This is a genomic window from Bacteroides helcogenes P 36-108 (assembly GCF_000186225.1).
Lineage (GTDB): Bacteria > Bacteroidota > Bacteroidia > Bacteroidales > Bacteroidaceae > Bacteroides > Bacteroides helcogenes.
Map to the genome: position 1 here is coordinate 1,837,187 of NC_014933.1, position 26,667 is coordinate 1,863,853.

General features: G+C 44.5%; 14 protein-coding genes. 5 read left to right on the plus strand and 9 right to left on the minus strand.

What is annotated here, in order from left to right; all coding sequences use genetic code 11:
• Window positions 1-25 precede the first annotated feature (25 nt).
• The 7 genes from BACHE_RS07335 to BACHE_RS07365 form a co-directional block, all read right to left on the minus strand.
• Window positions 26-2,377, minus strand: coding sequence for a bifunctional dihydroorotate dehydrogenase B NAD binding subunit/NADPH-dependent glutamate synthase (locus tag BACHE_RS07335; protein WP_013547060.1), 2,352 nt, complete (start codon window positions 2,375-2,377; stop codon window positions 26-28).
• A gap of 195 nt (window positions 2,378-2,572) precedes the next feature.
• Window positions 2,573-3,640 carry a sensor histidine kinase gene (locus tag BACHE_RS16635; protein WP_013547061.1) on the minus strand — a complete coding sequence of 356 codons (1,068 nt, stop codon included), beginning with the start codon at window positions 3,638-3,640 and terminating at the stop codon, window positions 2,573-2,575.
• Between the two features lie 192 nt (window positions 3,641-3,832).
• Window positions 3,833-4,444 carry an HU family DNA-binding protein gene (locus tag BACHE_RS07345; protein WP_013547062.1) on the minus strand — a complete coding sequence of 204 codons (612 nt, stop codon included), beginning with the start codon at window positions 4,442-4,444 and terminating at the stop codon, window positions 3,833-3,835.
• Window positions 4,445-4,960: 516 nt separating this feature from the next.
• On the minus strand, window positions 4,961-6,235 hold the full coding sequence (serS, locus tag BACHE_RS07350) for a serine--tRNA ligase (protein WP_013547064.1): 1,275 nt from the start codon (window positions 6,233-6,235) through the stop codon (window positions 4,961-4,963).
• Between the two features lie 138 nt (window positions 6,236-6,373).
• The gene (gene rpmA / locus BACHE_RS07355; RefSeq protein ID WP_013547065.1) at window positions 6,374-6,643 is read right to left on the minus strand and encodes a 50S ribosomal protein L27; all 270 of its coding nucleotides are present in this window, start codon (window positions 6,641-6,643) and stop codon (window positions 6,374-6,376) included.
• 22 nt (window positions 6,644-6,665) lie between these two features.
• On the minus strand, window positions 6,666-6,983 hold the full coding sequence (gene rplU / locus BACHE_RS07360) for a 50S ribosomal protein L21 (RefSeq protein WP_041579250.1): 318 nt from the start codon (window positions 6,981-6,983) through the stop codon (window positions 6,666-6,668).
• Between the two features lie 180 nt (window positions 6,984-7,163).
• Window positions 7,164-9,176: an HAD-IA family hydrolase gene (locus BACHE_RS07365; protein WP_013547067.1), complete on the minus strand. Its 2,013-nt coding sequence runs from the start codon at window positions 9,174-9,176 to the stop codon at window positions 7,164-7,166.
• A gap of 103 nt (window positions 9,177-9,279) precedes the next feature.
• Here BACHE_RS07365 and BACHE_RS07370 point away from each other — a divergent pair, with 103 nt between their 5' ends.
• From BACHE_RS07370 to BACHE_RS07385, 4 genes are read left to right on the plus strand one after another with little or no spacing between them, the layout of a single operon-like run.
• Window positions 9,280-11,505, plus strand: a complete 2,226-nt coding sequence (locus BACHE_RS07370; RefSeq protein ID WP_013547068.1) for a GH92 family glycosyl hydrolase — start codon at window positions 9,280-9,282, stop codon at window positions 11,503-11,505.
• 43 nt (window positions 11,506-11,548) lie between these two features.
• Window positions 11,549-13,843 (plus strand): GH92 family glycosyl hydrolase, encoded by a 2,295-nt coding sequence (locus BACHE_RS07375; RefSeq protein WP_013547069.1) that lies wholly within the window; start codon window positions 11,549-11,551, stop codon window positions 13,841-13,843.
• Between the two features lie 44 nt (window positions 13,844-13,887).
• On the plus strand, window positions 13,888-16,191 hold the full coding sequence (locus BACHE_RS07380; protein WP_013547070.1) for a GH92 family glycosyl hydrolase: 2,304 nt from the start codon (window positions 13,888-13,890) through the stop codon (window positions 16,189-16,191).
• A gap of 32 nt (window positions 16,192-16,223) precedes the next feature.
• Window positions 16,224-17,333 (plus strand): glycoside hydrolase family protein, encoded by a 1,110-nt coding sequence (locus BACHE_RS07385; RefSeq protein WP_013547071.1) that lies wholly within the window; start codon window positions 16,224-16,226, stop codon window positions 17,331-17,333.
• Between the two features lie 89 nt (window positions 17,334-17,422).
• Here the strand turns inward: BACHE_RS07385 and BACHE_RS07390 are convergent, their stop codons facing one another.
• Together BACHE_RS07390 and BACHE_RS07395 are read right to left on the minus strand one after the other, a co-directional pair.
• The gene (locus tag BACHE_RS07390; RefSeq protein ID WP_013547072.1) at window positions 17,423-19,087 is read right to left on the minus strand and encodes a SusD/RagB family nutrient-binding outer membrane lipoprotein; all 1,665 of its coding nucleotides are present in this window, start codon (window positions 19,085-19,087) and stop codon (window positions 17,423-17,425) included.
• Window positions 19,088-19,106: 19 nt separating this feature from the next.
• Complete coding sequence (locus BACHE_RS07395; protein WP_245530921.1) at window positions 19,107-22,244, minus strand: SusC/RagA family TonB-linked outer membrane protein; 3,138 nt, start codon at window positions 22,242-22,244, stop codon at window positions 19,107-19,109.
• Between the two features lie 976 nt (window positions 22,245-23,220).
• On the opposite strand from BACHE_RS07395, the gene BACHE_RS07405 reads away from it, so the two are divergent.
• The gene (locus BACHE_RS07405) at window positions 23,221-26,637 is read left to right on the plus strand and encodes a SusC/RagA family TonB-linked outer membrane protein (RefSeq protein ID WP_013547074.1); all 3,417 of its coding nucleotides are present in this window, start codon (window positions 23,221-23,223) and stop codon (window positions 26,635-26,637) included.
• Window positions 26,638-26,667 lie beyond the last annotated feature (30 nt).

Consider the following 26,667-nt stretch of genomic DNA (forward strand, 5'->3'; position numbering starts at 1 on the left):
CTAAGAACAGTCTTGTAGAAAATCCTTACAGGCTTCCTAATTTCTCGTGCATGGCTGCTGCCGCCCGTCGCCCGTCTCCCATAGCGAGGATTACGGTAGCACCACCGCGCACAATATCGCCTCCGGCATAGATGGTCGGGATGGACGACTGCATGTCATCATTGACGGCAATCGTATTCTTTCGTCCCAATTCCAAGCCTTTTACGGATTTCGGTACAATGGGATTGGGCGATACCCCTACCGCGACTATGGCCATGTCAATATCTAATGTTACGGTAGCTCCCGGAATGGCTACCGGGCTGCGGCGTCCGCTGGCATCAGGTTCTCCAAGTTCCATCTTTTGGAGGATGACTTGTTTCACAGCTCCCTTTTCGTCCGCTATATACTCTGTTGGATTGTGCAATGTGAGAAACTCGATACCTTCTTCTTTGGCATGCTTCACTTCTTCCAATCGGGCAGGCATTTCGGCCTCACTACGACGATAGACAATGCGTACTTTCTCTGCTCCGAGGCGTTTGGCCGTGCGACAAGAATCCATGGCAGTGTTTCCACCCCCTACTACAATTACACTTTTAGCAGGGTTCAGAGGGGTGTCGGTTGTCGGATTGGAGGCATCCATCAGGTTGACGCGCGTCAGGTACTCATTGCTGGACATGATGTTTACACTGTTTTCTCCGGGAATACCCATGAAGTTAGGTAGTCCGGCGCCGCTGGCGATGAAAATACCCTTATAGTCTTCTTTCTGCAATTCTTCCACGCTGACAGTTTTACCTACGATACAGTCTTTTACAAAGCGGACACCCATTTTCTCTAAATTGTTGATCTCTACATCCACAATCTTGTTGGGCAGGCGGAATTCGGGAATACCGTATTTTAATACACCGCCGATTTCATGCAGAGCTTCGAAAACAGTTACGTCATAACCATATTTTACCATGTCGCCAGCAAAACTCAGTCCGGCCGGACCTGAGCCTACTACGGCTATCTTCATGCCGTTTTTTTGCGCAAGTTCAGGCAATACAATATTGCCGCTTTCACGTTCGTAGTCGGCAACGAAACGTTCCAAGTTGCCAATGGCGACGGCAGGTTCGTTCATCTTCAGATGTATGCACCGGCTTTCGCACTGCTTTTCTTGTGGACAGACGCGGCCGCACACTGCGGGTAGGGCAGAGGTATGCTTCAGTACACGGGCAGCTTCAAGTAATTCACCGCGTTCTATGTTTTTGATAAAGGCCGGTATGTTGATGCTGACCGGACAACCTTGCATGCAGGTTGGGTTGGCACAGTCCAAACAGCGTTTGGCTTCGGTCAGGGCTTGCTCCCGTGTGTAGCCGGTGTTCACCTCTTCCGTGCGGGTGGTGGCACGATAAACGGGATCGAGTTCGTTCATCGGGCAGCGGTGGATGGCTGTGCGTTCCTTGGGCTTCATGCTCTTGCGCAGCTCTTCGCGCCAAGCGGCTTTGCGGTCCAGCAGCTCGTCCATCGGGGCTTTTGTGGCGGAGCTTGTTCCGGCTTCTGCAGTGGCTGTTGTGTCTTCGGCAGGCATGGCATGGTAGATGCTGGCCTCCAAGTGATTCATTTCTTCACGCTCCACATCTCTGAATGATCCCATGCGCTTGAACATTTCATCAAAATCCACTTGGTGTCCATCAAATTCGGGACCATCCACGCAGACGAAGCGTGTTTTTCCACCTACGGTGATGCGACAGGCGCCGCACATGCCGGTTCCGTCCACCATGATGGTGTTTAGCGACACATCCGTGGGTATCTCGTATTTCTTGGTGAGCAGACAGCAGAATTTCATCATGATGGCGGGGCCGATGGCGAAACACTTGTCCACCTTCTCGCGCTTGATGACGCTCTCTATGCCTTCGGTGACGAGTCCTTTCGTGCCATAGCTGCCGTCATCAGTCATGATAATGACTTCATCGGATGATTTCCGGACTTCTTCTTCGAGGATAATCAACTCTTTGTTGCGTCCTGCCAATACGGATATCACCCGATTGCCGGCCTCCTTCAATGCCTGTATGATAGGGAGCATTGGCGCAACACCCACACCTCCTCCGGCACAGACTACAGTACCGAAGTTCTCTATATGTGTGGCTTGTCCCAATGGACCTACTACATCGAGGATATAGTCTCCCTCGTTCAATTGGCACAATTTGGAGGAAGATAGCCCTACGGTCTGTACGACTAATGTAATGGTTCCTTTCTTTGTATCGGCTCCTGCGATGGTGAGTGGCATGCGTTCGCCTTTCTCATCCACGCGGATAATGACAAAGTGCCCTGCTTTGCGGGATTTGGCAATGAGTGGAGCTTCCACCTCAAACTTGAACACTTTCTCTGAGAATTGTTCTTTGCTGATAATTTTGTTCATTATCTAATGATTTTGTTGGTATAACTACGTATTATCTGTCAGATTGATATGTTTTGCAAAGATATGGTTTATTTATTAAAATCAACTTCAATCTATGGCAAAATCAGCAAGAGACAACGTCTTCTTCCGGGTATAAACGGCTTGCAGTGGAATATCGAGAAAACAGTAATGTCAAAGTACATTGAATAATTTCTACTAATACTTTGTAGTCAGCGGCATTTGAAAGTAGAAAGTTGTTCCTTCTGTTTCATTGGTGATGAACCAAACCTTTCCTTTCAGATAATTCTCACCGAACAATTTCATGCTGTATGTACCTATGCCACGTCCCTCGCCTTTGGTGGAAAGTCCAAAGTGGAAGATGGAGCCACGGAAGTCCTCTGGTATTACGTTGGGGTTATTGACGGAAAAGAGCACGGACTTTTCCGCCGATGATGCAGTGAGGGTGACGATACTGTTTTCTTCAGAAGCCTCCACGGCATTCTTCACCATGTTCAGGATAATGCGGTGCAGCAGCTTGGTGTCTGTGTGGATAAATATATCTTTTTTGCAGTTGTTGCAGATGGTCAGTTTGTGCTTTTTGGTTTCAGCCATTGGGCAGAGTGAATAGGCGGCATAAGACAGGAATTCTTTCACGGTAATGTCGCTTGTCTGTAATGTCAGAATACCGTTTTCAGCATAAAGGAGCTCTTTCTGAGTGGATAATTCATCCATAATCTGATCAGTGAGCTTTTTCACTTCGTCGAGTATGGCTTGTTCGGGAGTCTCTTTCAGTATATCCACAAAGCTGCTCAATGCACCTACCAAATTCATCATGTCATGAAAGAACACACGTTCCAACATCTGTTCTTGCTTGCGGTCGGAAATGTTGATTACGAAGATAGCGGCATATTGATTGCCTTCAAATTCAAAAGGAGTGGCTGTTTCCTGTAGAATCAGTTTCTGGTTGTCATCCAAAGTAAGCACCACTTCTTCATTAACAGATTGGCTGGTAGTCAATGCTTTCTTGACGGAATTACGGAGTTGGCAGTCTGCGCAATATTCGGATGTTCCGCAACCTTCTTTGCTATGGATGGCATTGGTGCAATGCAGGAAGTCGCCCGGTTGCATAAATTTGTCTTTTACTTTACACACCTCTTTATTGTTATGATAGAGTATGTTCAGATGCTTGTCAACAACGATAAAAGTTGATTTGGTGGATTCTAACCAATGGCTTTTGTCGAGTACCTTTTCCATGTAGTTACTGAAGACTTCAGATTGTGTCATGTGGGCTTGGATTTTTATAAGTTTTGTTTTGCTGTAAAAATAGCTTTTTTTTTGATACGTTATTACTCCCAAATAAACATTTATCTCAGGAAATGGCTCTTTTATTACAAATTAAGTTTCGTAAGTTCAGCTTGCCGGTTTTGCCTGAAGCGCTTGCGGCAATCAATACATGGCGAAATTCCATGAATCCGATTATTGTTCTTTCTCTGCCCTCACATAGTACTTTTGGTTTCCCCGTCCTTTGCTCACAATCAGTCCCTTTTCCATGAAGAACTTCAGGTCTTGTGTCGCTTTCCATTTCAAGCGTCCGGTCTGTTCGGTGTAAGTGGTGCGCTTTATGAAACTGTTCTTGTCCAGATATGCCATCAGCCATTGCTCCAGCTCGTCCATGCTATGGTTGCTGCTATGGCGGAAAGTATGGTCGGGAGTACGGGTCAACTCTCCGTCCAATGCCTTCTTTAACTTGGCGGAAGGGCGGAAATTCACGTCTCCGAAGTGAATTGAACCGGAACGTATATCCGTTTTCTTTTTCACCAGTCTGTTTGCCTTTATCTTGCCTGAAAAGTAGCCGAACTCTCCCAGTTCCACCCGGAACCCCTGATTGAGCCAATGAACCATTCCGTCAAAAATGCTCATCAGCATCCCGTCCATTGCGCCAACCTTGAATCCTGAGCATTTGGATGTATATTCCAGCAATTCTTTTGCGGTGATGGTCCCGATATATACAATCTCTGGATACAGCACATCTTCTTCCCCCTCCTTGGTGGTGAGGGGCGGTTTCTTTTTTAAATCATAATAAGCCATAAGTATTTTTGTTTTAAAGGTTAACCTTAATGAGATATTCCTATTCGGCCGTTAATTGCCCAAGCCGTGAAATCTAACTTCCATGCTGCGGAAGAATAGCTTTCTTGTTGCGGAAGAATAACTTCCTTTCTTTAGAAAAAGAACCAGGCTGCTTATAGGCAACCAATGGGCTGCTTGCAATCATCTGATGGGATGTTTATAAGAAACTTATCGGATGATTACAAGCATCTCACTAATTTTTGGGTACAAAGATAGTTATTCTTCCGTAACGAGGAAATTGTTTTCGGCGTATCGAAAAGTTATTTCCTAAAGAGCTTCCATACAGAGGTGATGTTGATGTCATTATATATTATAATGTGGCATTGGTACGGCATGCCGTATGGAGTTCTTGCCGTTTTGCTTTGGCTTGATGGACGTACTTACTTATGGTCATAAAAAAAGGGGAGTTTTTATCTCCCCCCTGTCTTTGGCAGCAAGTTGTCAAACTTGCTCTTGTTGATATTCTTAGTCTGATGCTCAGTCAATCATTTCAAATCCGCAATATGGAACCAATGCCTTGGGTATTCGGATACCCTCTGGAGTTTGGTTGTTTTCCAATAATGCGGCAACGATGCGTGGCAGTGCCAATGCGGAACCGTTCAATGTGTGACAAAGTTCTGTCTTCTTTTCTGCTGTGCGGTAACGGCATTTCAGACGGTTAGCCTGATATGTGTCAAAATTGGAAACAGAACTTACTTCCAACCAGCGCTTTTGAGCTTCACTGTAAACTTCGAAATCGTAGCAAATGGAAGAAGTGAAACTCATGTCACCGCCACAAAGACGAAGAATACGGTATGGTAGTTCCAGTTTTTTAAGTAATCCTTCTACGTGATCCAGCATTTCCTGATGAGACTGTTTGCTATGCTCAGGTTTGTCGATACGGACCAATTCTACTTTGGAAAATTCATGCAAACGATTCAATCCACGTACATCTTTTCCGTAGGAACCTGCTTCTCGGCGGAAACATTCAGTGTAAGCGCAATTCTTGATAGGTAATTGCTTCTCGTCTAAAATGACGTCGCGGTATATGTTTGTAACGGGAACTTCAGCTGTAGGAATCAAATATAGGTCATCCACTTCGCAGTGGTACATTTGTCCTTCTTTGTCGGGAAGTTGGCCGGTTCCGTATCCGGAAGCCGCGTTTACCACTGTTGGGGGCATAATTTCCGTGTATCCGGAAGTACGTGCTTCGTCCAAGAAGAAGTTGATGAGTGCCCGTTGCAAGCGGGCGCCTTTTCCTTTATATACCGGAAATCCAGCACCAGTGATTTTTACACCAAGATCAAAATCTATTATATCATACTTTTTTGTCAGTTCCCAATGAGGAAGGGCGTCTTTGGGAAGTTCATTTTCCATACCTCCCATTTTCACTACGACATTATCTTCGGCGCTTGCGCCTTCGGGAACTTCATCATAAGGAATATTGGGGATGGTATAGAGCACGTTTTGCAAATCGGTAGCGGCTTGATCCATGTCTGCTTGCAAATTCTTGTTGGCTTCTTTCAGCTCTGCTACACGGCTTTTTGCACCTTCCGCATCCTCTTTTTTGCCTTCTTTCATCAACTGGCCGATGGATTTGGACAATGAATTGACTTCTGACAGATTCTTATCTAAAGAGGTTTGGGTATTACGTCGTTTATTGTTTAATTCGAGCACTTGCTCAATGGTTTCTTTAGCATTTTTGAAATGCTTCTTCTCCAATCCGCGGATTACCGCGTCGGTGTTTTCTGTAATTTGTTTGATGGTAAGCATATCTTATACTTGTTTTATGATACTCTGTTTTGCAAATGCAAAGATAAAGAAAAAACGGATAGGGTGTTGTTTTTCTTCTAAAAAGAAAGAGGATGCAACCTTTTGGATTGCATCCTCTTTTATTTCTTGTCCAGAAACTTATGCTTCTGCATTTTCAGCAGGAATAATGGAAACAGATCTTCTGTCTTCTCTACCTACTTTGAACTGTACAGTTCCATCTACTAAAGCGAAAAGCGTATGGTCTTTTCCCATACCGATATTGTTGCCCGGATGGAATTCAGTACCTCTTTGACGAACGATGATGTTACCTGCTTTGCAAGCTTCGCCACCAAATATCTTAACGCCTAATCTCTTGCTCTGTGATTCGCGGCCGTTCTTAGAACTACCGACACCTTTTTTATGTGCCATTTCTTCTTACTTTTTTAATTGATTAAGCTACTACTTCTGTAATTGTTAACTCAGTAAATTGTTGACGATGACCGTTCAACTTGCGATGACCTTTTCTTCTTTTCTTGTGAAAAACAAGGACTTTTTCACCTTTCACGATGTTCGATACAACTTGGCAAACAACTTTTGCACCTTCTACAGTAGGAGCACCTACAGTGATAGCACCATCTTTGTCAACTAAAAGAACTTTTTCAAATTCTACTGTCGCACCGTTTTCTGCTTCCTGCATGTGGTGTACAAACAGCTTTTTGCCAGCTTCTGCTTTAAATTGCTGACCGTTGATTTCTACAATTGCGTACATTCTTATATATAATGTATAAGTTAGCTCCGTCGGGTGGTTTCTAATCACTTGGAAAACACTTGATTGAACCCGGTGCGGAATAATCGGGCACAAAATTACTTTTTTTATTTGATATAGGCAAATGTTTCTTTCATCTTTTTATGATGTTTGAGAGGGACAGCAGCCATTGATTTAAGTTTCCTATGGTTGTAGGATGTAGAAAGTTGCACCTGCCAGCAATGTGGCAAGTACAGCCAGTAGTATTAGCAGTATCAGGCTGTATATGAACATAATTATTGTGCGCCAAAAGCTTTTCCACCAGGTACAACGATATAGTTGCTTGTAGTCCAAGCAAAATAGGCTGAACATGAGCCACCAAGGCAGTTCGTATAGATCACTTATTCTTGCATAGCCGTGGAAGGGTAATATAACTATACTTAGCAGAAGTAGCTGGCAGGCAATATAGGCTTGTATAAAGATATGTTCCGTGGTGTTATAGTTTGATTTATATTTCTTGCGGCGGAAGGCAAGCTGAGTAGCGAATGCAAACAAAGGTAGGGTGATGATGATATGAAATGCTTTGTTGCCGTGTCCCCAACTTATCAGCAGGTTACATACTTTTGTCAGGAAGGGAGATTGCCGAATGAATTGTTTGATTTTATCTTCCATTTTGTCACTGTTTTCTATCAGGGTGTCTATAAAGTCCTCCTCTTTGTCTTCGTATCGGGTATTGAAAGTGACAGTTGCACTATCTTTCGTCGATTGCTCCTGAATCTTTTCCAGACTCTTCTCCAGGTCATCCAAAGTAATGGCAAGCATTTTCTTTTCTTCTTCGGACGTAGCTTTTTTCAGCTTTCTTTGTAGTTTTTTTTGGGCGGAAATGATTTTTTCTTTCTTTTCCTCCTGTAACTCTTGTTGGGTAGCCTTTTTCGGATTCAATGCTTCCGGGGCTACCAGTTGTACAGTCATGAGGTAGAGTGCGGCAAGGATGAACAAGGTTTGGAACGGACGGAAATACTGTATTCGTTTCCCGCCGATGAAATCACGAATCAGGTAGCCAGGGCGATAGAGCAAATCGATGAGTGTGCGTCCGAATCCCCTGTCTATATTGAAGAAACCTCCGGCAATGTTTTTCAGAGCATTGCTCAGACGATAGCGTGGAGTGTTGCGGCTTTGTCCACAACGATTGCAGTAATTTCCGATATAAGTAGTGCCGCAGTTCTGGCAGACACTTGTCTCGTTTGTAATGGGGGGTGTTTCATTTCCCCGTATCAACTTGAGGCGGAATGCACGCAAGCGCACTGTGCAAGGATGCCACCAAGGGGTGATGAGAGCCTTTGCCTTGTCAGGAAGAATTCGTCTTTTCTGCAAGACTCCCCATATTGTTAGCAGAAAGATGAATGCGAAAAAAAAACTGTCCGTTCTTTCCTTTTCTTCGTATGACAACCAGATTAGTGACAATAAGAGAACAATTTGCCAGATACTTATTCTTCTCTTTTTCCGAAAGGAGACTGTGGTGTCATTTTCAGGGCAGATGGGTTTCTCGATTTCGAATATTGGCGATTGTTCTTCTTTGTTTTCCAGCAACTCGTCCAAAGTACTCATTATTTTCCAATGTGGATACTTGCTTAGTTCTCTGGCGGTGGTCACTCCATGGGTCACACCGGCAAAATCCACTCCGGCTGCTTGGGCTGTCTCCGCATCCACCGTACTGTCTCCGATATATAGTGTCTCGTTTTTGGAGGCGTGTAGTTGCTTGATGGCAAAAAGTAAACCTTCAGGTGCAGGTTTGGCTTCTTTTACGTCTTCGCCACCTACAATGATATCCATGAAATTGGTTGGAAAATGTAAATCAAGGAGCTCCTTTATCCGGTAACGATATTTAGTGGAAATAATCCCTATTCGTGCTCCAGTATCTTTTAAAGCCACCAATACAGACTTAGTTTCGAGGAAAAGCACTGTGTTGACAGTCATATGTGTATCCGCCTCTTTAGTGTACTCTTGCTTGAAATCCATCAGTTGCCTGATATCTGTTACTCCGGTAAGGATGGAAAAAGAATCTTCCAGAGTTTTTCCAATGGTACGTTTGATATCTTCATCTGCCACTTCCGTGTATCCGTGCCTGGTGAGTACATTTCGGAAACAAGTAACAATACCACGTGATGAATCGGCAAGAGTATAGTCAAAGTCGAAGAGGTAGGTAGTATAATTCATTGTGTTTTTTTTACAAAGATATAAAATAATTATATTCAGACTGTTGTTCTGTCGGAGAAAGAATGTATTTTTGTAACAAACTACAATGAAAACTTCTGTTTGTATGAAAAAGTTTCTTCTTTTGACATTGGTTATCGGGGTGCTTTTAGGAGCATGTGTATCGGGTAAACAAACACAACCTGAAACAGATTATTCCTCTTTGGTAAATCCTTTTGTGGGAACCGATTTTACAGGTAATACTTATCCGGGTGCACAAGTGCCGTTTGGTATGGTGCAATTGAGTCCGGATAATGGATTGCCCGGATGGGATCGTATTTCTGGATATTTTTATCCGGATAGCACGATCTCCGGATTCAGTCATACACACCTTTCAGGCACTGGAGCCGGTGATTTATATGATATTTCCTTTATGCCTGTCATTATGCCCTATCAGGAAGCGGAAGCTCCATTAGGGATTTATTCTAAATTTTCTCATCAGGATGAGGAGGCTTCGGCCGGTTATTACAGTGTTTTGCTGAAGGATTATAATATTCGTGTCGAACTGACTGCCACTGAGCGTTGCGGTATTCAGCGATATTCTTTTCCTAAGGGCCGGGCGACGGTTTTCTTGAATCTGAAAAAGGCGATGAATTGGGATGTTACTGTCGATTCCCATATAGAGATTGTGGATTCATGCACTATTCAAGGTTTTCGTTTCTCTGACGGGTGGGCGCGTAACCAACGTGTGTATTTCTGTACTCGCTTTTCCAAGCCATTTATGGCATTTGAGCTTGATACCACGGCGGTTCAGCTTAAAGGTGGTCAGGTAGGTTCGGCTTGCGTGGCTCGTTTTGATTTCCAAACCTCTGTTGGAGGAGAACAAATAGTGTTTAGCACTGGACTGTCGGGGGTAAGTATGGAAGGTGCTGCCGGAAACTTGGCTGCCGAAGCTCCCCATAATGATTTTGACAGCTATGTGTCGGCGGCCAGGAGTAATTGGAATCGTCAGCTTGGTAAGATAGAAGTGACTGGAACTGATAAGGATGATAAGATGAACTTCTATACCGCTTTATACCATTCGATGCTTGCTCCTACTATTTTTAGTGATGTGGATGGTTCCTATCGTGGTCCGGACGGACAGATTCACCGAACTGACGGTTGGGTGAACTATGGAACTTTCTCCTTGTGGGATACTTTTCGTGCAGCGCATCCTCTGTTTACTTATACGGAGCCGCAGCGCGTCAATGATATGGTGAAGTCTTTTCTCGCTTTCTATGAGCAGAATGGGCGTTTGCCGGTATGGAACCTTTGGGGGAGTGAGACGGATATGATGATTGGTTATCATGCTGTGCCCGTTATAGTTGATGCTTATCTCAAGGGGATTGGAGACTTTGATGCCGAGAAGGCTTTGACTGCTTGTGTGGCTACGGCCAGTCTTGACAATTATAGAGGAATCGGTTTGTATAAAAAGTTAGGATATGTGCCTTACAATGTGGTAGATAAATATAATGCGGACAATTGGTCTTTATCAAGGACGCTGGAATATGCTTATGATGACTATTGCATAGCCCTAATGGCCCGGAAGATGGGTAAAACTGCATTGGCCGAAGAATTTCAGAAGCGGTCAGAAAGCTATAAGAATGTATTCAATCCTTCGACGGGTTTCATGCAACCAAAGAATGACAAGGGGATATTTCAGCCTGATTTCTGTCCTGATGAATATACAGCCCATATCTGTGAGAGCAATGCCTGGCAGTATTTGTGGTCAGTACAGCAGGATATTCCCGGACTGATTGCTTTGGCGGGGGGCAGTGGCCGTTTTGCTGAAAAATTGGACAGCATGTTCACTTATGTATCTGTAAAGAATGTTGATTTACCGCTTTTCAGTACGGGTATGATAGGACAGTATGCTCATGGCAACGAGCCCAGCCATCATGTTATTTATCTATATAATAAGGTACATGAACCTTGGAAGACACAGAAGTATGTGGCTCAGGTGATGCGTGAACTTTATTTTAATGCTCCTGCGGGTCTTTGTGGTAACGAGGATTGTGGGCAAATGTCAGCTTGGTATGTGTTCAGTGCAATGGGATTTTATCCAGTCAATCCGGTAGGGGGAGAATATGAAATTGGTACTCCGCTTTTTCCGGAGATGCGTATGCATTTAGATAACGGAAAAACCTTCACAGCTCTTGCTCCCAATGTCAATCGGCAAAATATCTATATTCATTCTGTGAAGGTTAATGGCCGGCCTTATGATAAAAGTTATCTCACTCATCAACAGATCATGGATGGAGCTACAGTAGAGTTTGAAATGGGAGCAGTTCCCGGTAAATGCTGGTATCATTGAAGCCTGACCTTTGTTTGGAAATATTATAAAAATCTCATAATCAATGAAAAATAACATTTTGTCACACATTTGCCTGGTGATAGCCTTGGCGATACAAACTACGGGATGTACCCGTCTGACGGAGGATACGGACAAGGACTATACAGCTTTTGTGAATCCCTTTATCGGCACGGGAGGGCATGGGCATACGCATCCGGGAGCTATGGTTCCTCATGGAATGATTCAACCCGGCCCTGATACTCGAATTCATGGATGGGATGCTTGTTCCGGTTACTACTATGGAGATTCGGTTATCAATGGATTCGCCCATACCCGCCTTAGCGGTACGGGGTGCGCCGATTTTGGCGATTTCTTGTTGATGCCTACCGTTGGTGAGCAAGACATTACTTATGTCGGAGAGAAGGAAGACAAGAATCATTGCGCTTATGCCTCCCCCTTTTCTCATGCAGCGGAAAAAGCTGAACCGGGTTATTATTCCGTTTTCTTGAGCAGATATGGTGTGCAGGCTGAACTGACGGCTACCGAGCGAACGGCACTTCATCGTTATACTTTTCCTGCCAATTCCAAATCCGGATTTATACTCGACCTTGATTATGCCATTCAGGAGCAGACTAATCAAATCATGGATGTGGAAGTATTGAACGACACTACTATACGTGCTTACAAGCGGAATGTCTGGTGGGCTTATCAACAGGATATCTATTTTTATGCCCGTTTCTCTAAACCTTTCACTGCACAGGTGGTGCGAGATACGGTTAAGACAGGTGCTAAAGAAGAACCCCGTTGCAAACTTTTGCTGAACTTTGCTACAACTGAAGGTGAACAAGTGCTCGTAAAGGCTGCGGTTTCTTCTGTGGACTATGAAGGCGCCGAGAATAACCTGATGACTGAGATGCCTACCTGGAACTTTGAAGGCACTCGCTCCGCTGCCAAGCAAAAGTGGAATAATTGCCTGAAAAAGATTGATGTATTGACTGATGATATTGATCGGCTCACCATCTTCTATACAGCTCTTTATCATGCCAATATAAGTCCTAACCTCTTTACTGATGCGGACGGGCGTTATTTGGGTATGGATTTGCAGGTTCATCAGGGGGATGTGGAGGATCCGATATATACCATCTTTTCCTTGTGGGATACCTTCCGTGCACTTCATCCTTTGATCAGCATTATAGAACCTCAACAGAATGAGGCTTATATACGCTCTTTAATCAGAAAAGGAAAAGAGGGCGGGCTGGTTCCGAAATGGGATTGCGTTGCCAATTATACAGGGTGTATGATTGGATACCATATTGCTTCGCTGGTGGCAGACGCTTATACCAAAGGTTATCGGAATTTTGATGTAGATGCCGCTTATAAAGCCTGTCTCCGTGTGGCCGAGTATGATACAGTGGGTATTTCTTCTGTTGTTCCGAAGTGGCTTTATCCCTACATCATGCCGGTGGCACGATATTATAAAAACACAATGGGTTACGTACCCTGTGACAAGGACAATGAGGCTGTGGCAAAGGGCTTGGAGTATGCCTATGATGACTGGTGTATTTCTGTTCTGGCCGAAGCACTTGGAGATAAGGTAAATGCCGGGAAATACAGTCATTTTGCCAAAGGATATATCCACTACTTCGATCCCGATACTCGCTTCATGCGTGGAAAAGACAGCAAGGGTAGTTGGCGTACACCTTTTGACCCCTATCGTTCCAATCACCGTGCTGATGATTATTGTGAGGGCAATGCCTATCAGTGGAGTTGGTTTGTACCGCAAGATGTAGAGGGGCTGGTATCGTTGTTAGGGGGAGAAGAAGCTTTTGCGGCTAAACTCGACTCTCTGTTTGATGCTCCTTCCGAACTGACCGGTGAAGATGTTTCGGCCGATATATCCGGGCTGATAGGGCAGTATGCGCATGGTAACGAGCCGAGCCATCACATAACGCATCTTTATAATTACGTTCATCGTCCGTGGAAGACGCAGACGTTGGTGGACAGTGTGCTCCAACATCAGTATGCCAATGCTCCGGATGGTTTGTCTGGTAATGAAGACTGTGGCCAGATGTCGGCCTGGTATATTCTCAACTCAATGGGGTTCTATCAGGTTTGTCCCGGAAATCCGGTCTATTCCATAGGCCGTCCGTTGTTTGCGGAAGTCACCATTCATTTGCCGGATGGAAAGGCATTTGTCATTCGTACACAGAATAACTCCAAAGTAAACAAGTATATAGAGTCTGTGAAGTTGAACGGGCGTATCTTGCAGACTCCTTTTTTCACCCATGCCGAAATGGCGGCAGGGGGAGAGATGGAGATTGTGATGACGGATAAACCCGGTCGTTGGAAAACCAAATAGCGGTCTATATATTCTATGTATTCAAAAAAAACTCGATAAATAATATGAAGAAATCTTTTTTGTCAGTATTCCTTTTTTGTTGCGCCTCATTGTTGCAGGCCAAGGATTATGCAGACTATGTCAATCCATTGGTGGGCACACAGTCTTCGTTTGAGCTATCGACGGGAAATACCTATCCCGCCATTGCGCTTCCGTGGGGTATGAACTTCTGGACCCCGCAGACGGGGAAGATGGGAGACGGGTGGCAATATGTTTATACAGCCCATAAGATTCGGGGATTTAAGCAGACCCATCAGCCCAGCCCGTGGATCAATGATTACGGCCAGTTCAGTATTATGCCTGTTACTGGTAAACCTGAGTTTCAGGAAGACAGACGGGCCAGTTGGTTTTCGCACAAAAGTGAGGAGGCAAAACCTTATTACTATAAGGTATATCTTGCAGATTACGATGTTGTCACGGAGATTGCTCCTACCGAACGGGCAGCCATGTTTCGCTTCACCTTCCCGGAGAATAACTCGTATGTGGTGATTGATGCTTTCGACCGGAATTCACATGTCCGGGTGATTCCGAGTGAGAATAAAATTGTGGGATATACCACCCGCAACAGTGGCGGAGTTCCAGACAATTTCAAGAATTATTTTGTGGTAGTCTTTGACAAACCTTTCAGCTATACCTCTACTTTCTCTAATGATGTTCAGCCTACTGGCGGCAGTGCTCCTATGAGCCTGAAAGAGGGTCGGTTGGAGCAGACAGACTTTCATACCGGTGCTGTCATTGGTTTTAAAACAAAGAAAGGTGAGATTGTCCATGCGCGTGTGGCTTCCTCCTTTATCAGTCCCGAGCAGGCTGAACAGAATCTGAAGGAGTTGGGCAATGAAGGTTTTGATGCCATTGTTCAGGATGGTAAGACGGCTTGGAACAAGGCGTTGGGCAGAATAGAGGTAGAGGGTGGAACGCTTGATCAATACCGCACTTTTTACTCCTGCCTTTACCGTTCCTTACTTTTCCCACGCAAGTTTTACGAGATAGATGCCAAAGGGAAAGTGGTTCATTATAGTCCCTATAATGGTGAAGTGATGCCCGGATATATGTATACCGATACCGGCTTTTGGGATACCTTCCGCTGCTTGTTCCCTTTTCTGAACCTGATGTATCCGTCTGTCAACAAGGAGATTCAGGAAGGCTTGATAAATACCTATAAGGAAAGTGGCTTCTTTCCCGAATGGGCAAGTCCCGGACATCGTGGCTGCATGGTAGGAAACAATTCGGCTTCTGTATTGGTGGATGCTTATCGGAAGAGGGTGTGTGTAGAGGATGTGGAAACTCTCTACAAGGGCTTGATTCATGGTACGGAGGCTGTTCATCCCGAAGTATCTTCTACCGGGCGTCTTGGATTTGAATACTATAATAAATTGGGCTATGTACCCTATGATGTGAAGATTAATGAAAATGCCGCCCGTACTTTGGAGTATGCCTACGATGATTGGTGCATTCTGCAACTGGCTAAAGAACTGAATCGTCCGAAGAAGGAAGTCAAACTCCTTGAAAAGCGTGCTTTAAATTACCGGAATCTGTTCGATCCTTCCACCAAGTTGATGCGCGGTAAGAATGCGAACGGTGAATTTATGGCTCCCTTTTCTCCTCTGAAGTGGGGAGATGCCTTTACCGAAGGGAACAGTTGGCACTACTCCTGGTCTGTATTCCACGATCCTCAAGGCTTGATTGACTTGATGGGAGGAAAGGCGGCATTTGTCGGAATGCTTGATTCCGTTTTTGCCGTACCTCCTGTTTTCGATGAAAGCTATTATGGCCAAGTCATTCATGAGATACGTGAAATGACGGTGATGAATATGGGCAATTATGCGCACGGCAACCAGCCCATACAACACATGATTTATCTTTATAACTATGCGGGGCAACCTTGGAAAGCACAATATTGGTTGCGTCAGGTGATGAACCGCATGTACACAGACCGTCCCGACGGTTATTGCGGTGACGAGGACAATGGGCAGACTTCAGCATGGTATGTCTTTTCTGCTTTTGGTTTCTATCCTGTTTGTCCGGGCACGGACGAGTATGTCTTGGGTGCACCTCTTTTCAAGAAGGCGGTGCTTCACTTTGAGAATGGCAACGACCTTGTGATAAGTGCTCCTCAAAACTCTGCTACTGATATCTACATTGACCGCATTGTTTTCAACGGACAAGAATACTCCAAGAACTTCTTGAAGCATGCCGACCTTTTGAGGGGTGGAATATTGGATGTGAAGATGTCCGATGTACCCAATCGGCAAAGGGGAATAGCCGAGAGTGACCTGCCTTATTCGTTTTCTCGGAAGATTGGAAAATAGAACTGTAATATTTAATATAAACGATAAGAAAAATGAGAAAAACATTATCAGCTATGTTGGTTCTGCTGCTATTGGTGGCGTGCCAGACGAAACAAGAGTTTCAAGTTCCTGTCTATGTATGGCAGAGTTGGGATGAAGCAACAACGGAAGAGTCTTTGCGCAATGATTTCACCACTTGGAAAGGACATGGCGTTGTTGGCGTTTGTTTTAATGCGGGGTTTGACAACACTAAGATTTCTGTTGCCGCAAAGGTGGCTAAGGAATTGGGGTTGGAATATCATGCCTGGATACCTACCATGATTCAAGGTGGACAAGATTCCACTTGGTACACCGTCAATCGGTTGGGCGAATCGGCATACGATAAGCAGGCTTATGTGCCCTATTACACAACTCTCGACCCGCGTAATCCGGAGGTAGAGAAATTTCTGATAGAAAAATACAGTGAAGTGGCCGATATTCCTGAAGTGGATTACGTCCAATTGGATTATATCCGTTACGCGGATGTCATCTTGGCTCGCGGTTTGTGGGACAAGTATGGATTGAATATGGAGAAGGAATACCCCAAGGCCGATTATTGTTATTGTGACAGTTGTGTGGCCGTCTTTAAGGCACAAACAGGAATTGACATCAAGTCTGTGGAGGACCCTTCCGTATGCAAGGAATGGGCGCAGTTCCGCTGTGATGCCGTGACCCGTTTGGTGAATCATCTGGTGGATGCCGTTCATGCCAAAGGAAAGAAAGTCAGTGCCGACGTATTTCCCGGTCCTCAGAGCTATGCAGTATGGATGGTTCGTCAGGAGTGGAACAAATGGAATCTGGATGCTGTATTCCCGATGAATTATAATGACTTTTATATGGAGCCGGCCTCTTGGGTGGGTAAGGTCACTGCCGAAGAAGTGCAAAGCGTAGCAGCAAAAGATATGCCTGTTTATAGCGGCTTGTTCATTTGCAAAGATTGGCAGAATAAGGATAAAGTGGTTGATCCGGAGAACTCCGGTCTGGTTCCTTCTGAAATAGCCGAAGCAGTCGGTTCTTCTATGCAGGCTGGAGCCAAAGGCATTTGTCTTTTCACTCCGAAAGAAATGACCGCAGAGCACTGGGTTGAATTGGAAAAGGCCATTCGGAAGAATTACAGCAAATAGTAAGTTCCTGCTTTCAATAGTGATATTAAATAGAAGAGGTTGCCGGAATCTTTTTCCGGCAACCTCTTCTATTAAGCTGTGTTGGTCCTTTATTTAGTATCCCACCATACGCGGGTGTTATTAAAGTCATTCTCATTATTCAGGCCCATTCTGTCGAGAGCTTCTTTGTAATTGGTGGAGTTTACTTGAAGTTCATCATCAGGATAGGGGAATCGGCGAACAATGGCAGGTCCATAGTTGCCTATGGTGCTCCAATTGTCGTGAGCAGAACATTTCTCCGTCAATTCCGGGTATCCGGAACGGCGCCAGTTAGCATAGGTCTCGTACTCGTCGCAGAAGCAAGTAATCCAATATTGGGTATTGATTTGCTCCAAAGCTTTTGAGGCATCGTAGGGATTAGCGGCAAGATAGGTTTCGATGGCTGCACTGTTCAAGTATTCATTATACAGAGCTTTGGCGTTGCTGCTTGGGTATTGCGCAAATTGTTCCATCGCACAGCGTACACCAGCCTTGTAGAATGTGGCGGCATCTCCACTGATCCAGCCTCGGTATGCGGCTTCGGCCAGCAATAGGTTGGTTTGTGCAGCTGTGCATACAAATGAGGGTCCGGTAGGATCACCGTAAGTAGAACGGTTGGGCTGAGAATGGGTTTTCTTAAAATATATGGCACTTTCTGTATTTGACAGAACTTCATCGGTGTATTCGGTAGGATAATACTTTTTGATGGAGTAGCTTGATGTGGGGCCCATGCTGTAAAAGCCGGGCAGACCTTTTTGCTTTTCAGGAGCAGCATTGGCTGCAATGGCTGGATCTACATCCTTTGTATCGTAATCCGTGGGATAGACACACATGATCAATGGAATACGCGGGTCTTTGCTGGCAGACAGGATGTTCAAGAATGTCTGGTTGATGAAAGCCACACCCGGATCTTCATGGATCATGATTTTAGCATAAGGTTCACTGGAATCATTGGTAGTTACACCGCCTGAGTGGTCCAGACGGCAATTATCCTCTGTTGCTGTGATCACACCATTGGCATAAGCTTTTGCGCTATATTCTTTGGCTTTTTCCGGATTGACTTTGCTGAGGCGCATGGCTACACGGAGCATCAGTGAATTGGCTAATTTCTTCCATTTGGCTACATCACCGTTATAGAACAAATCCTGTGCGCCCATTGAAGCTGTACCGCTGCCGAGGTTTGCTTGCGCCTCATCCAGCTCTTTCAGAAGATCATTGTAGATATCTTCTTGCTTGTCATACTTGGGATAAGAGAATTCTTTCGGCTGGCCGGCTTCCGAGTAAGGAATGTCTCCGTGTAAGTCGGTCAAACGTTGGAAAATGTATGCGCGTACAATGCGGGCAATAGAATAATTCTGAATCATGGCTTGGTCATCTTTCCATTGATTGATTACGGTTTGTATGTCACGGACAGAACCACGCCCGCCACCACCTAAGGCAGAGCCCCAATAAGAGGCTGCATAGCCATTGGAGTAAGAGTTGATACCATAGCTCCACCACCATCCGCCGGCAGCGATATGCTGATTCCATTGTGATAGATAAATCATGCCATTGCGCCAGATATCCCAGTCGGAACCCAATGCCTGGTGCTGTGCGTTGGTGAATACCATGGTGTAGGGCACATTGCCCTCATTCAAGTGTTCCGGATCGATATTTGTATCACCAAAATCTCCACAACTTGAAGCTACTGCCATAAGCGACAGTGCTGCAAATGTATTTTTGATATATCTTTTCATATTAGTACGTTCTTTAATTTTAGAATTTTAGGTTGACATTAAAACCTATGTTACGAGTGTAAGGATAACCGTTCAGTTCAAGGCCTTGGCCGTTGCTGTTGTTATAGGCAGCTTCCGGGTCGATATTATCGGTATGCTTCATGAGTGTCCAGAGGTTGCGGGCAATGATAGAGATGCCCAAGCCCTTTACGACTTTCAGTTTGGACAAAATGCTTGCCGGGAACTCATAGTTCAAGGATATTTCACGCAGCTTGATGAAACTTGCATCGTAAGTAAACTCTTCAGCGATACTCTGTTTGGTGACTTCGCGCCAGTAGTTCTGAGCTCGGACGGCTGTTGTATTTTTATTCCCTGTCGCTTCATCGATTCCGTCAAAGACATAAGTCTGGTTGGGATTTTCTATTGTACGGCCCAGCAAGGTGTTCTTGTGCAGACCATTGTTGTAAGCAGAGTAGTTGGTTCCGGAGAATAATTTGGCTCCGAATTTAAAGTCGAGCAGGAAGGTTAATGTGAAGTCTTTATACTTCAGAGAGTTTCGCCATCCTCCGGTGTACTTGTAAACACCATTACCCAGGCTCACCTGTTCACCGTTGTTTTGTGGCAGACCGTCCTTCAGAAGCAAGTTACCGTTATCGTCACGCTTGTATTTGTAGCCGATGATTTCGCCGTAAGCAGAACCTACAATGTTGTAGATGCCTACGGAACCTACATTGGAAGTGGCTCCGTCGATAGCCAGACGAGAAACGCCATCGCCTAAGAATTTTACTTTAGAATCATTCAAGGCAAAGTTCAAAGTGGTGTTCCACATGAAATTCCCATTCTTTATGGGAGTGGCGTCAGCCATGAATTCAAAGCCCTTATTTTGAATTTTGCCCACATTCATGATTCGTGAGCCGAAACCACTGGCGCCGGACGTAGAAACCTGTGCGATGTCATCTTTGGTATCTTTTACGTAGTAAGCCATATCGAAACTCAGGCGGTTCTGAAAGAAAGAAAGGTTTAGACCGACTTCTTTTTCTGTGATTTCCACCGGCTTCAGGTCAGGATTGGGATAAGTGCTGTTATTGACCGTGACGGCCTGCTGCCCGTTTATCTTATAGTTTTGTACTTTGTATGTCAGCAGGTTCTGATAAGCACTGGTTCCATTGGAAGCCATTGCCCAGGAAGCTCGGATTTTACCGAAATTGAACCATTCCGGCATCTTGAAGCTGTCTGTGAATACCCATGATGCAGTTACAGAGGGATAGAAGTAACTGTTATTGTCGGGAGAAAGTGTGGAAAACCAGTCGTTACGTCCTGTTACATTCAAGAATAGTTGGTTCTTCCATCCCAAATCGGCCGTGAAATACAAAGAGTTTACTTTATATTGAGAGTACGTAACTTTGGCGCGGGTGTCAGTGGGATCCAAATTGTTTACCGACCATAAGCCATCTACCACGAACGGACGTCCGCCGTCAGTGGGGAAATACTGCTTCATGGTGTTGATTAATTTGTTGCCTCCAAAGGTAGCTCCTACGGACCAATCTTTGAATGTTTTGTCGAAGCCTATCAGGAAATTGTAGTTCATTTCGTAATAAGTCTTCTGGTATTCACTCATGTAGCCATAGGGGTCGGCGGCAGCGCCGATGGGCTGAACTTGTTTGAATTCAAGGTTGTAACCATCGCGTTGAACAGCTCCCTGAATGTACAGCCAGTCTTTGATGTCCCATCTCAAGTTCATGGAACCTGTCAGACGATTTTTCCGGGCATTGTTGGTCTTGCGATATTGTAGCCAATAAGGGTTGTTGAAGTAAACGCTTGTACCGGACAGCAATTCTTTTCCATCTGTGGTTGTACCCCAGTCGGTATTTGCTCCACCGCGCTCCATCCAGCGAATGTCGAAGGAATTGGCATGCCACAAGATAGCGGCATTAGTGTTGCCATTGGCATCCGACAGGTTTGAACGACCTTTGAACTTCTCGAATATGTAGTTGGCATTTACAGTGAAGTGCAGGTTTTTCAGAATGTCGTAAGTGGTATTCATGTTCATGCCTACCTGGCTGTTGTTGGAGTTAGGCAGTATGCTTTTCTCCCGGTTGTTCGTCACGCCGAAACGATAAGTCAGTTTTTCGTCTGCTCCGGAGATGGCGATCGAGGCGGCATTTGTTACACCTGTATTATAGAATTGTTTGAAGTTGTCTATATAAGAATAGGTATATTCGTTACCTAAGAAGTTCACGGCTTTTCCACCGTCCAAGGCTTCACCCCAGTTGCTTCTGTCCGAGTCGAGGGCGGCTTGCTTGTCCATAGGGCGTTGGCCGTCGGAACCTTGGCCAAATACTTTCTGGAAGTCACGTTGATCATAAATGGCATTGAATGTTAGGTTGTTGTTTACCTCAACACTCATACCTTTTCCTTTCTTACCGCTTTTGGTTGTAATCAAAATGGCGCCATTACCACCGCGATAACCATAGAGAGCAGAAGCGGCAGCACCTTTCAGAACTTGGATGCTTTCGATGTCATCGGCATTAATGTTGTTCAGACCGTCACCCATGTCCAAACCACCCCATTGTCCAGCCGAACCTTGGTTGGTATTATCGAAAGGAACGCCGTCCACTACGTAGAGTGGCATATTGTTTCCGGTCAAAGAAGCATTACCACGGATTATCACACGTGAGGAACCACCTCCGGTAGCATTGCCGGCAACACTTACACCGGCAATCTTGCCGGACAGCGCATTACCTACGTTCGGATCGCGTGCTAAAGTAAACTCCTCGCCACCTACCTGTGTGGTAGAGTAACCCAAAGATCTGGATTGACGCTTAATGCCGAGGGCAGTAACCACAACTTCATTCAGTTGCTGGGAATCGTCCTGCATAATGATGTTCAGAGGTTGTCCTTCCCATTTCACTTCTTGAGTGACATAGCCCACGAAAGAGATTTGGATGATATCTCCCTTCTTCACATTGGTAAGGGTAAATTGGCCATCCAGATTAGTGATTGCGCCGTTTGAGGTTCCTTTTACCACTACTGACGCACCGATAACGGTTTCACCCGTAGTATCTTTCACTATTCCGGTGCACTTTCCATTCTGTTGTGTGATTTTAACATCGGTCACGCCGGGGTTGGCAACCGCATACGCTGCTCCGGTAGAGGAACTCATGAGAAGCAGCATCATACTGACTGTTTTTAGCCGTTTTAGCATAGTCGTTAATATTAAGTTATTAGAGATTATTGTGCTTTTCCGCTAAGTTCCATCAGAACTCGGTCGAATCGTACAAATTCAGATTAACGGTACAAAACTATATTAAAATATCCATATAAAGCACCTATTTTCCTAAAAAAAAGAACTTTTCCTTTAAAGATTTAACGTTTCAAAAATATTTCTACAATGTTAAATATTTAATATAAATAGTCCGCTAATATTACAATATATAAATCATTATTGTATTTTATGTATAGTAGTTATTGTACTCCAAGTAGAGGATATATATGCTTTATATCAATATATTACGTAATATTTCAGTTCCAAACATAATCGTCTAATATGTAATTTATGTGAATAATCATTTATTGATATAATATGCCAATTGTCCGCAATTCTTCAATAAAGATTCCGTCCATCCATTATGTGGGCGAATTCTCTGTTTCTGCTCTCTCGGAATGTAGAGAATGATACTTTCTTATCAAGGGAAACCTTTGGATATACTAAGTTTCACACTTTTTTAATCACGTTTTGGAGATTAAAAGCATTCAGTCGGCATCGCAATATCCATGAACAAATCATTATGGCTGAAGGATAGGCTGGTTTGCCGTTTTCAATGTCTTCAACCCATATCGCAGGCATTGCCAATATAGATGCAATAAATTGCAAATATAGATGCAACAGATTGCAAATATAGATGCAGACCGTTGAATATATAGATTGCCAACGGCGGACACTGGTGTTTAACGTGAAGCTTTTAAATGTGGGTGACATTTCATCTGTATAGAGCAAGGATGTCTGTTTGCTCCGTGAATATCCTTTTTTAGCTGCGCAAATGAAGAAGTTTATAAATGAACAGAGTTCTGATGGAACTTAGCGGAAAAGCACAATAATCTCTAATAACTTAATATTAACGACTATGCTAAAACGGCTAAAAACAGTCAGTATGATGCTGCTTCTCATGAGTTCCTCTACCGGAGCAGCGTATGCGGTTGCCAACCCCGGCGTGACCGATGTTAAAATCACACAACAGAATGGAAAGTGCACCGGAATAGTGAAAGATACTACGGGTGAAACCGTTATCGGTGCATCTGTGGTGGTAAAAGGAACTACTAATGGAGTTATCACCGGTCTTGACGGCGACTTTACCCTTACCGGCGTGAAGAAGGGAGATATCATCCAAATCTCTTTCGTGGGCTATGTCACTCAAGAAGTGAAATGGGAAGGACAACCTCTGAACATCATTATGCAGGACGATTCCCGGCAATTGGAAGAGGTTGTGGTAACAGCCATGGGTATCAAAAAAGATGCAAAGAAGTTAGGTTATGCAGTCAGCTCGGTTTCTGCAGCCGATTTAACAAAAACGGGCGGCAGCAATCTCGCTTCCGGACTTTATGGTAAGGCAACAGGTGTCCGCATCCAGTCAGCTCCCGGTGGCGGTACTTCAGCGGTATCTATTTCTGTTCGCGGACTTTCTTCAATCACAGGTAATACGCAGCCTCTGCTTATTATGGATGGTGTGCCCATTCATAACGGAAATACCAACAACAATGATTACTGGTCCAACCAACGAATCAATTCCAACGGTCTTGTTGATATCAATCCGGAGGATATTGAGAATATATCTATCTTGAAAGGTGCTGCCGCATCTGCACTTTATGGCTCGGAAGCTGCCAATGGTGTTGTAATGATTACCACAAAGAAAGGTAAAAAAGGATCGGGCACAACTGTTGATTTTAGTGCAAACCTGAGCTTTGACAAGGTGGCTTATATGCCTGAGATTCAAAAAGAGTATGGTCCCGGTTATGATAACTGGGTGCTTGGAAACGATAATGAACAAGCACTTACCGGTTTCCGACAGACTCGTTTTGACCTTAATGGCAACTCTATTATTACTCCAAACCGTGAATCATATTTCTCGTGGGGAGCCAAATATGATCCGAACAAGACTGTCACTTACTTTGACGGTACTCAGCGTGCATTTACTCCTATCGACCACAATCAGTGGGCTGATATTTTCCGTACGGGTGTTAATCAGACTTATAATGTTGCTTTGACCAACAGTACAGAGCGCAACAATGTCCGTTTCTCTTATACTTATAATGATGCGCAAGCCATGCAGTACAATTCAAATAATCATAAACATAATTTTAATTTGAATGGTACATTTGATGTAGCTAAAGATATCAAGCTGAATTATACAGCTACTTATACTACCCAATATATCAAGAACCGTGCTTATCGTATCAGCCGTCTGACAAACAATTACAGCGGTATGTTCGGTGGATTCACCGATGTGGCATATATCCGCGATCACACTGTTACAAGCTTGGGCTACATGAACAGCATTGCGGCTGTCAACGGTGGTACAAGCAATACTTTGACGCCGAGCGAGCAATTCCTTTACAGCCCGATGGGCTCTACCTCACTGATGAGTGAGTATTTCTGGAATATCTTTGGAAAGACACAAGAGGAAGAACATAACCGCTTTATCGGTTCTGTTAATCCTACTTGGGAAATCATTCCTGGCTTGACTTTGAGTGGACGTATTGCTACTGACCTTACAACGGATAAGATTGAGAACAAGAACAGTGCGGAAAATGCGCATATCTTTTCTACCAACGGTCAGTACAGTGATTCTTACGGGCTCATCAACAACCGCTATCAGATTGTGTATGGCGACATCATGTTGATGTTTGACAAGACTTTCTACGAAAAGCATAATATTACTGCCAATCTGGGCTGGAATGTCCGTCAGGAAACTTTCTATGAATCAAGCGTGAGCACAAGCAATGGTCTGACTCAAGAGAATTGGTTCAACCTTGCCGCATCTGTAGGCAACAAGAATGCAAATATGTCAAAATCGGATTTGCTTCGTACGGGTATGTTCCTGACTGCAAGCTACGGATATAACAGTTGGGGATTCCTTGAAGGCTCAATCCGTCAGGAAAAGACTTCTACATTGAAGAATGGAAACAACTCTTTCTGGTATCCGTCGGTAAGTGCCAGTGTGGTTTATACGGAATTATTCAAGGATGCGCTTCCTCAATGGTGGAATTATGGTAAACTGCGTGCCTCTTATGGTGTCGTAGGTAACGCGCCCGAAATCTATCGTGCTAACAGAGCGTATAAACAAGGCTCTCTGACGAGGACATCCACTTACACTTATAATTATGTTGATGTGGAAGTCGGTAATGATGGCATCAAGCCGGAAACCAAATATGAGTTTGAAATAGGTATTGAGAACAAGTTCTTCAACAACCGTTTGGGAATGGAATTCAGCTATTACTATAACGACATTAAAGACCAGATTCTTACTACCACGGCAGCTGCTTCTATGGGAGGCCGCAGTATGTTGATGAATGTGGGTGAACTTACAAACACAGGTATTGAATTGAGTCTTTATGGAACTCCCTATCAGAATAAAGACTGGCGCTGGGATGTTCGCGGTAATCTCGCATGGAACCAGAACAAGGTGAAGAAACTTGCCGATGGCCTTGATGTGCTTTCACACTTAACCATAGACGGTGGAGCAGCAAGCCTTGAATCTCACGTGGGTGAAGCTATGGGTGACTGGTACACCTATACTTATAAGACAGATGATAACGGGAATTACATTGTAGGCAGTGATGGACTTTACATTGCCGACAAATCGGAACGTCATAAGGTAGGAAATGCCATGCCCAAGTTCACGGGTGGTTTCGGCACAAGCTTGAGTTGGAAGAACCTTACTTTGGATGTTACATTTGACTTCCGCATTGGTGGCAGTGTACTTAATCAGCCGTGGCAGTACATGATGGATGCCGGTACTATTACTGATGCCGTTGGTGTCCGTGACCATTCAACAGGTGGTGTGTTCTATTATAGTGATAAGGAAGATGTTTCTGATAAATCTTCTATCCACGTACTCACGGAGAGTGAGGTTGCGGGTATCAGAGATTCTTATAAGCGTGGTGATAAGTTCAACGGACACTATCTTTGGGATAACGGTGTTATCCAGAAGGGTGTAAAGGAAGATGGTACTCCGAACGACATAATTGTAACTCAGTTCGAAATCAATGACAGCCAGTATGGTTGGGGTACGGGAGCAACTCAGAGCTATCAGGAGGCTATCCAGAAAAACAGCTATGTGAAGTGTCGTGAAATCAGTTTGGCTTATACATTGCCCACAAGCTGGACCAAGAAGTTCGCTTGCAACAATCTGACCGTTTCTGCTTTTGCACGCAATCCGTTCTATATTTATCGCAGCCTGAAGTTGTTCGACTCTGAAACGTCTGATGCCACAAACTGGATTTATCAGGCACAAGTTGGTGGCTCTACCGCCAGTGCCCGTACATTCGGTGTGTCTCTTCGTGCCAGCTTCTAACTCAAACTTTATTGAAATTACATTAAATAA

Coding starts and splice junctions, on each gene's coding strand:
- BACHE_RS07380 (WP_013547070.1), top strand. CDS start 13,888: ATGAAGAAATCTTTTTTGTCAGTATTCCTTTTTTGTTGCGCCTCATTG.
- BACHE_RS07370 (WP_013547068.1), top strand. CDS start 9,280: ATGAAAAAGTTTCTTCTTTTGACATTGGTTATCGGGGTGCTTTTAGGA.
- rpmA (WP_013547065.1), bottom strand. CDS start 6,643: ATGGCACATAAAAAAGGTGTCGGTAGTTCTAAGAACGGCCGCGAATCA.
- BACHE_RS07385 (WP_013547071.1), top strand. CDS start 16,224: ATGAGAAAAACATTATCAGCTATGTTGGTTCTGCTGCTATTGGTGGCG.
- BACHE_RS07335 (WP_013547060.1), bottom strand. CDS start 2,377: ATGAACAAAATTATCAGCAAAGAACAATTCTCAGAGAAAGTGTTCAAG.
- BACHE_RS07390 (WP_013547072.1), bottom strand. CDS start 19,087: ATGAAAAGATATATCAAAAATACATTTGCAGCACTGTCGCTTATGGCA.
- BACHE_RS07405 (WP_013547074.1), top strand. CDS start 23,221: ATGCTGCTTCTCATGAGTTCCTCTACCGGAGCAGCGTATGCGGTTGCC.
- BACHE_RS07395 (WP_245530921.1), bottom strand. CDS start 22,244: ATGATGCTGCTTCTCATGAGTTCCTCTACCGGAGCAGCGTATGCGGTT.
- BACHE_RS16635 (WP_013547061.1), bottom strand. CDS start 3,640: ATGACACAATCTGAAGTCTTCAGTAACTACATGGAAAAGGTACTCGAC.
- serS (WP_013547064.1), bottom strand. CDS start 6,235: ATGCTTACCATCAAACAAATTACAGAAAACACCGACGCGGTAATCCGC.
- rplU (WP_041579250.1), bottom strand. CDS start 6,983: ATGTACGCAATTGTAGAAATCAACGGTCAGCAATTTAAAGCAGAAGCT.
- BACHE_RS07365 (WP_013547067.1), bottom strand. CDS start 9,176: ATGAATTATACTACCTACCTCTTCGACTTTGACTATACTCTTGCCGAT.
- BACHE_RS07345 (WP_013547062.1), bottom strand. CDS start 4,444: ATGGCTTATTATGATTTAAAAAAGAAACCGCCCCTCACCACCAAGGAG.
- BACHE_RS07375 (WP_013547069.1), top strand. CDS start 11,549: ATGAAAAATAACATTTTGTCACACATTTGCCTGGTGATAGCCTTGGCG.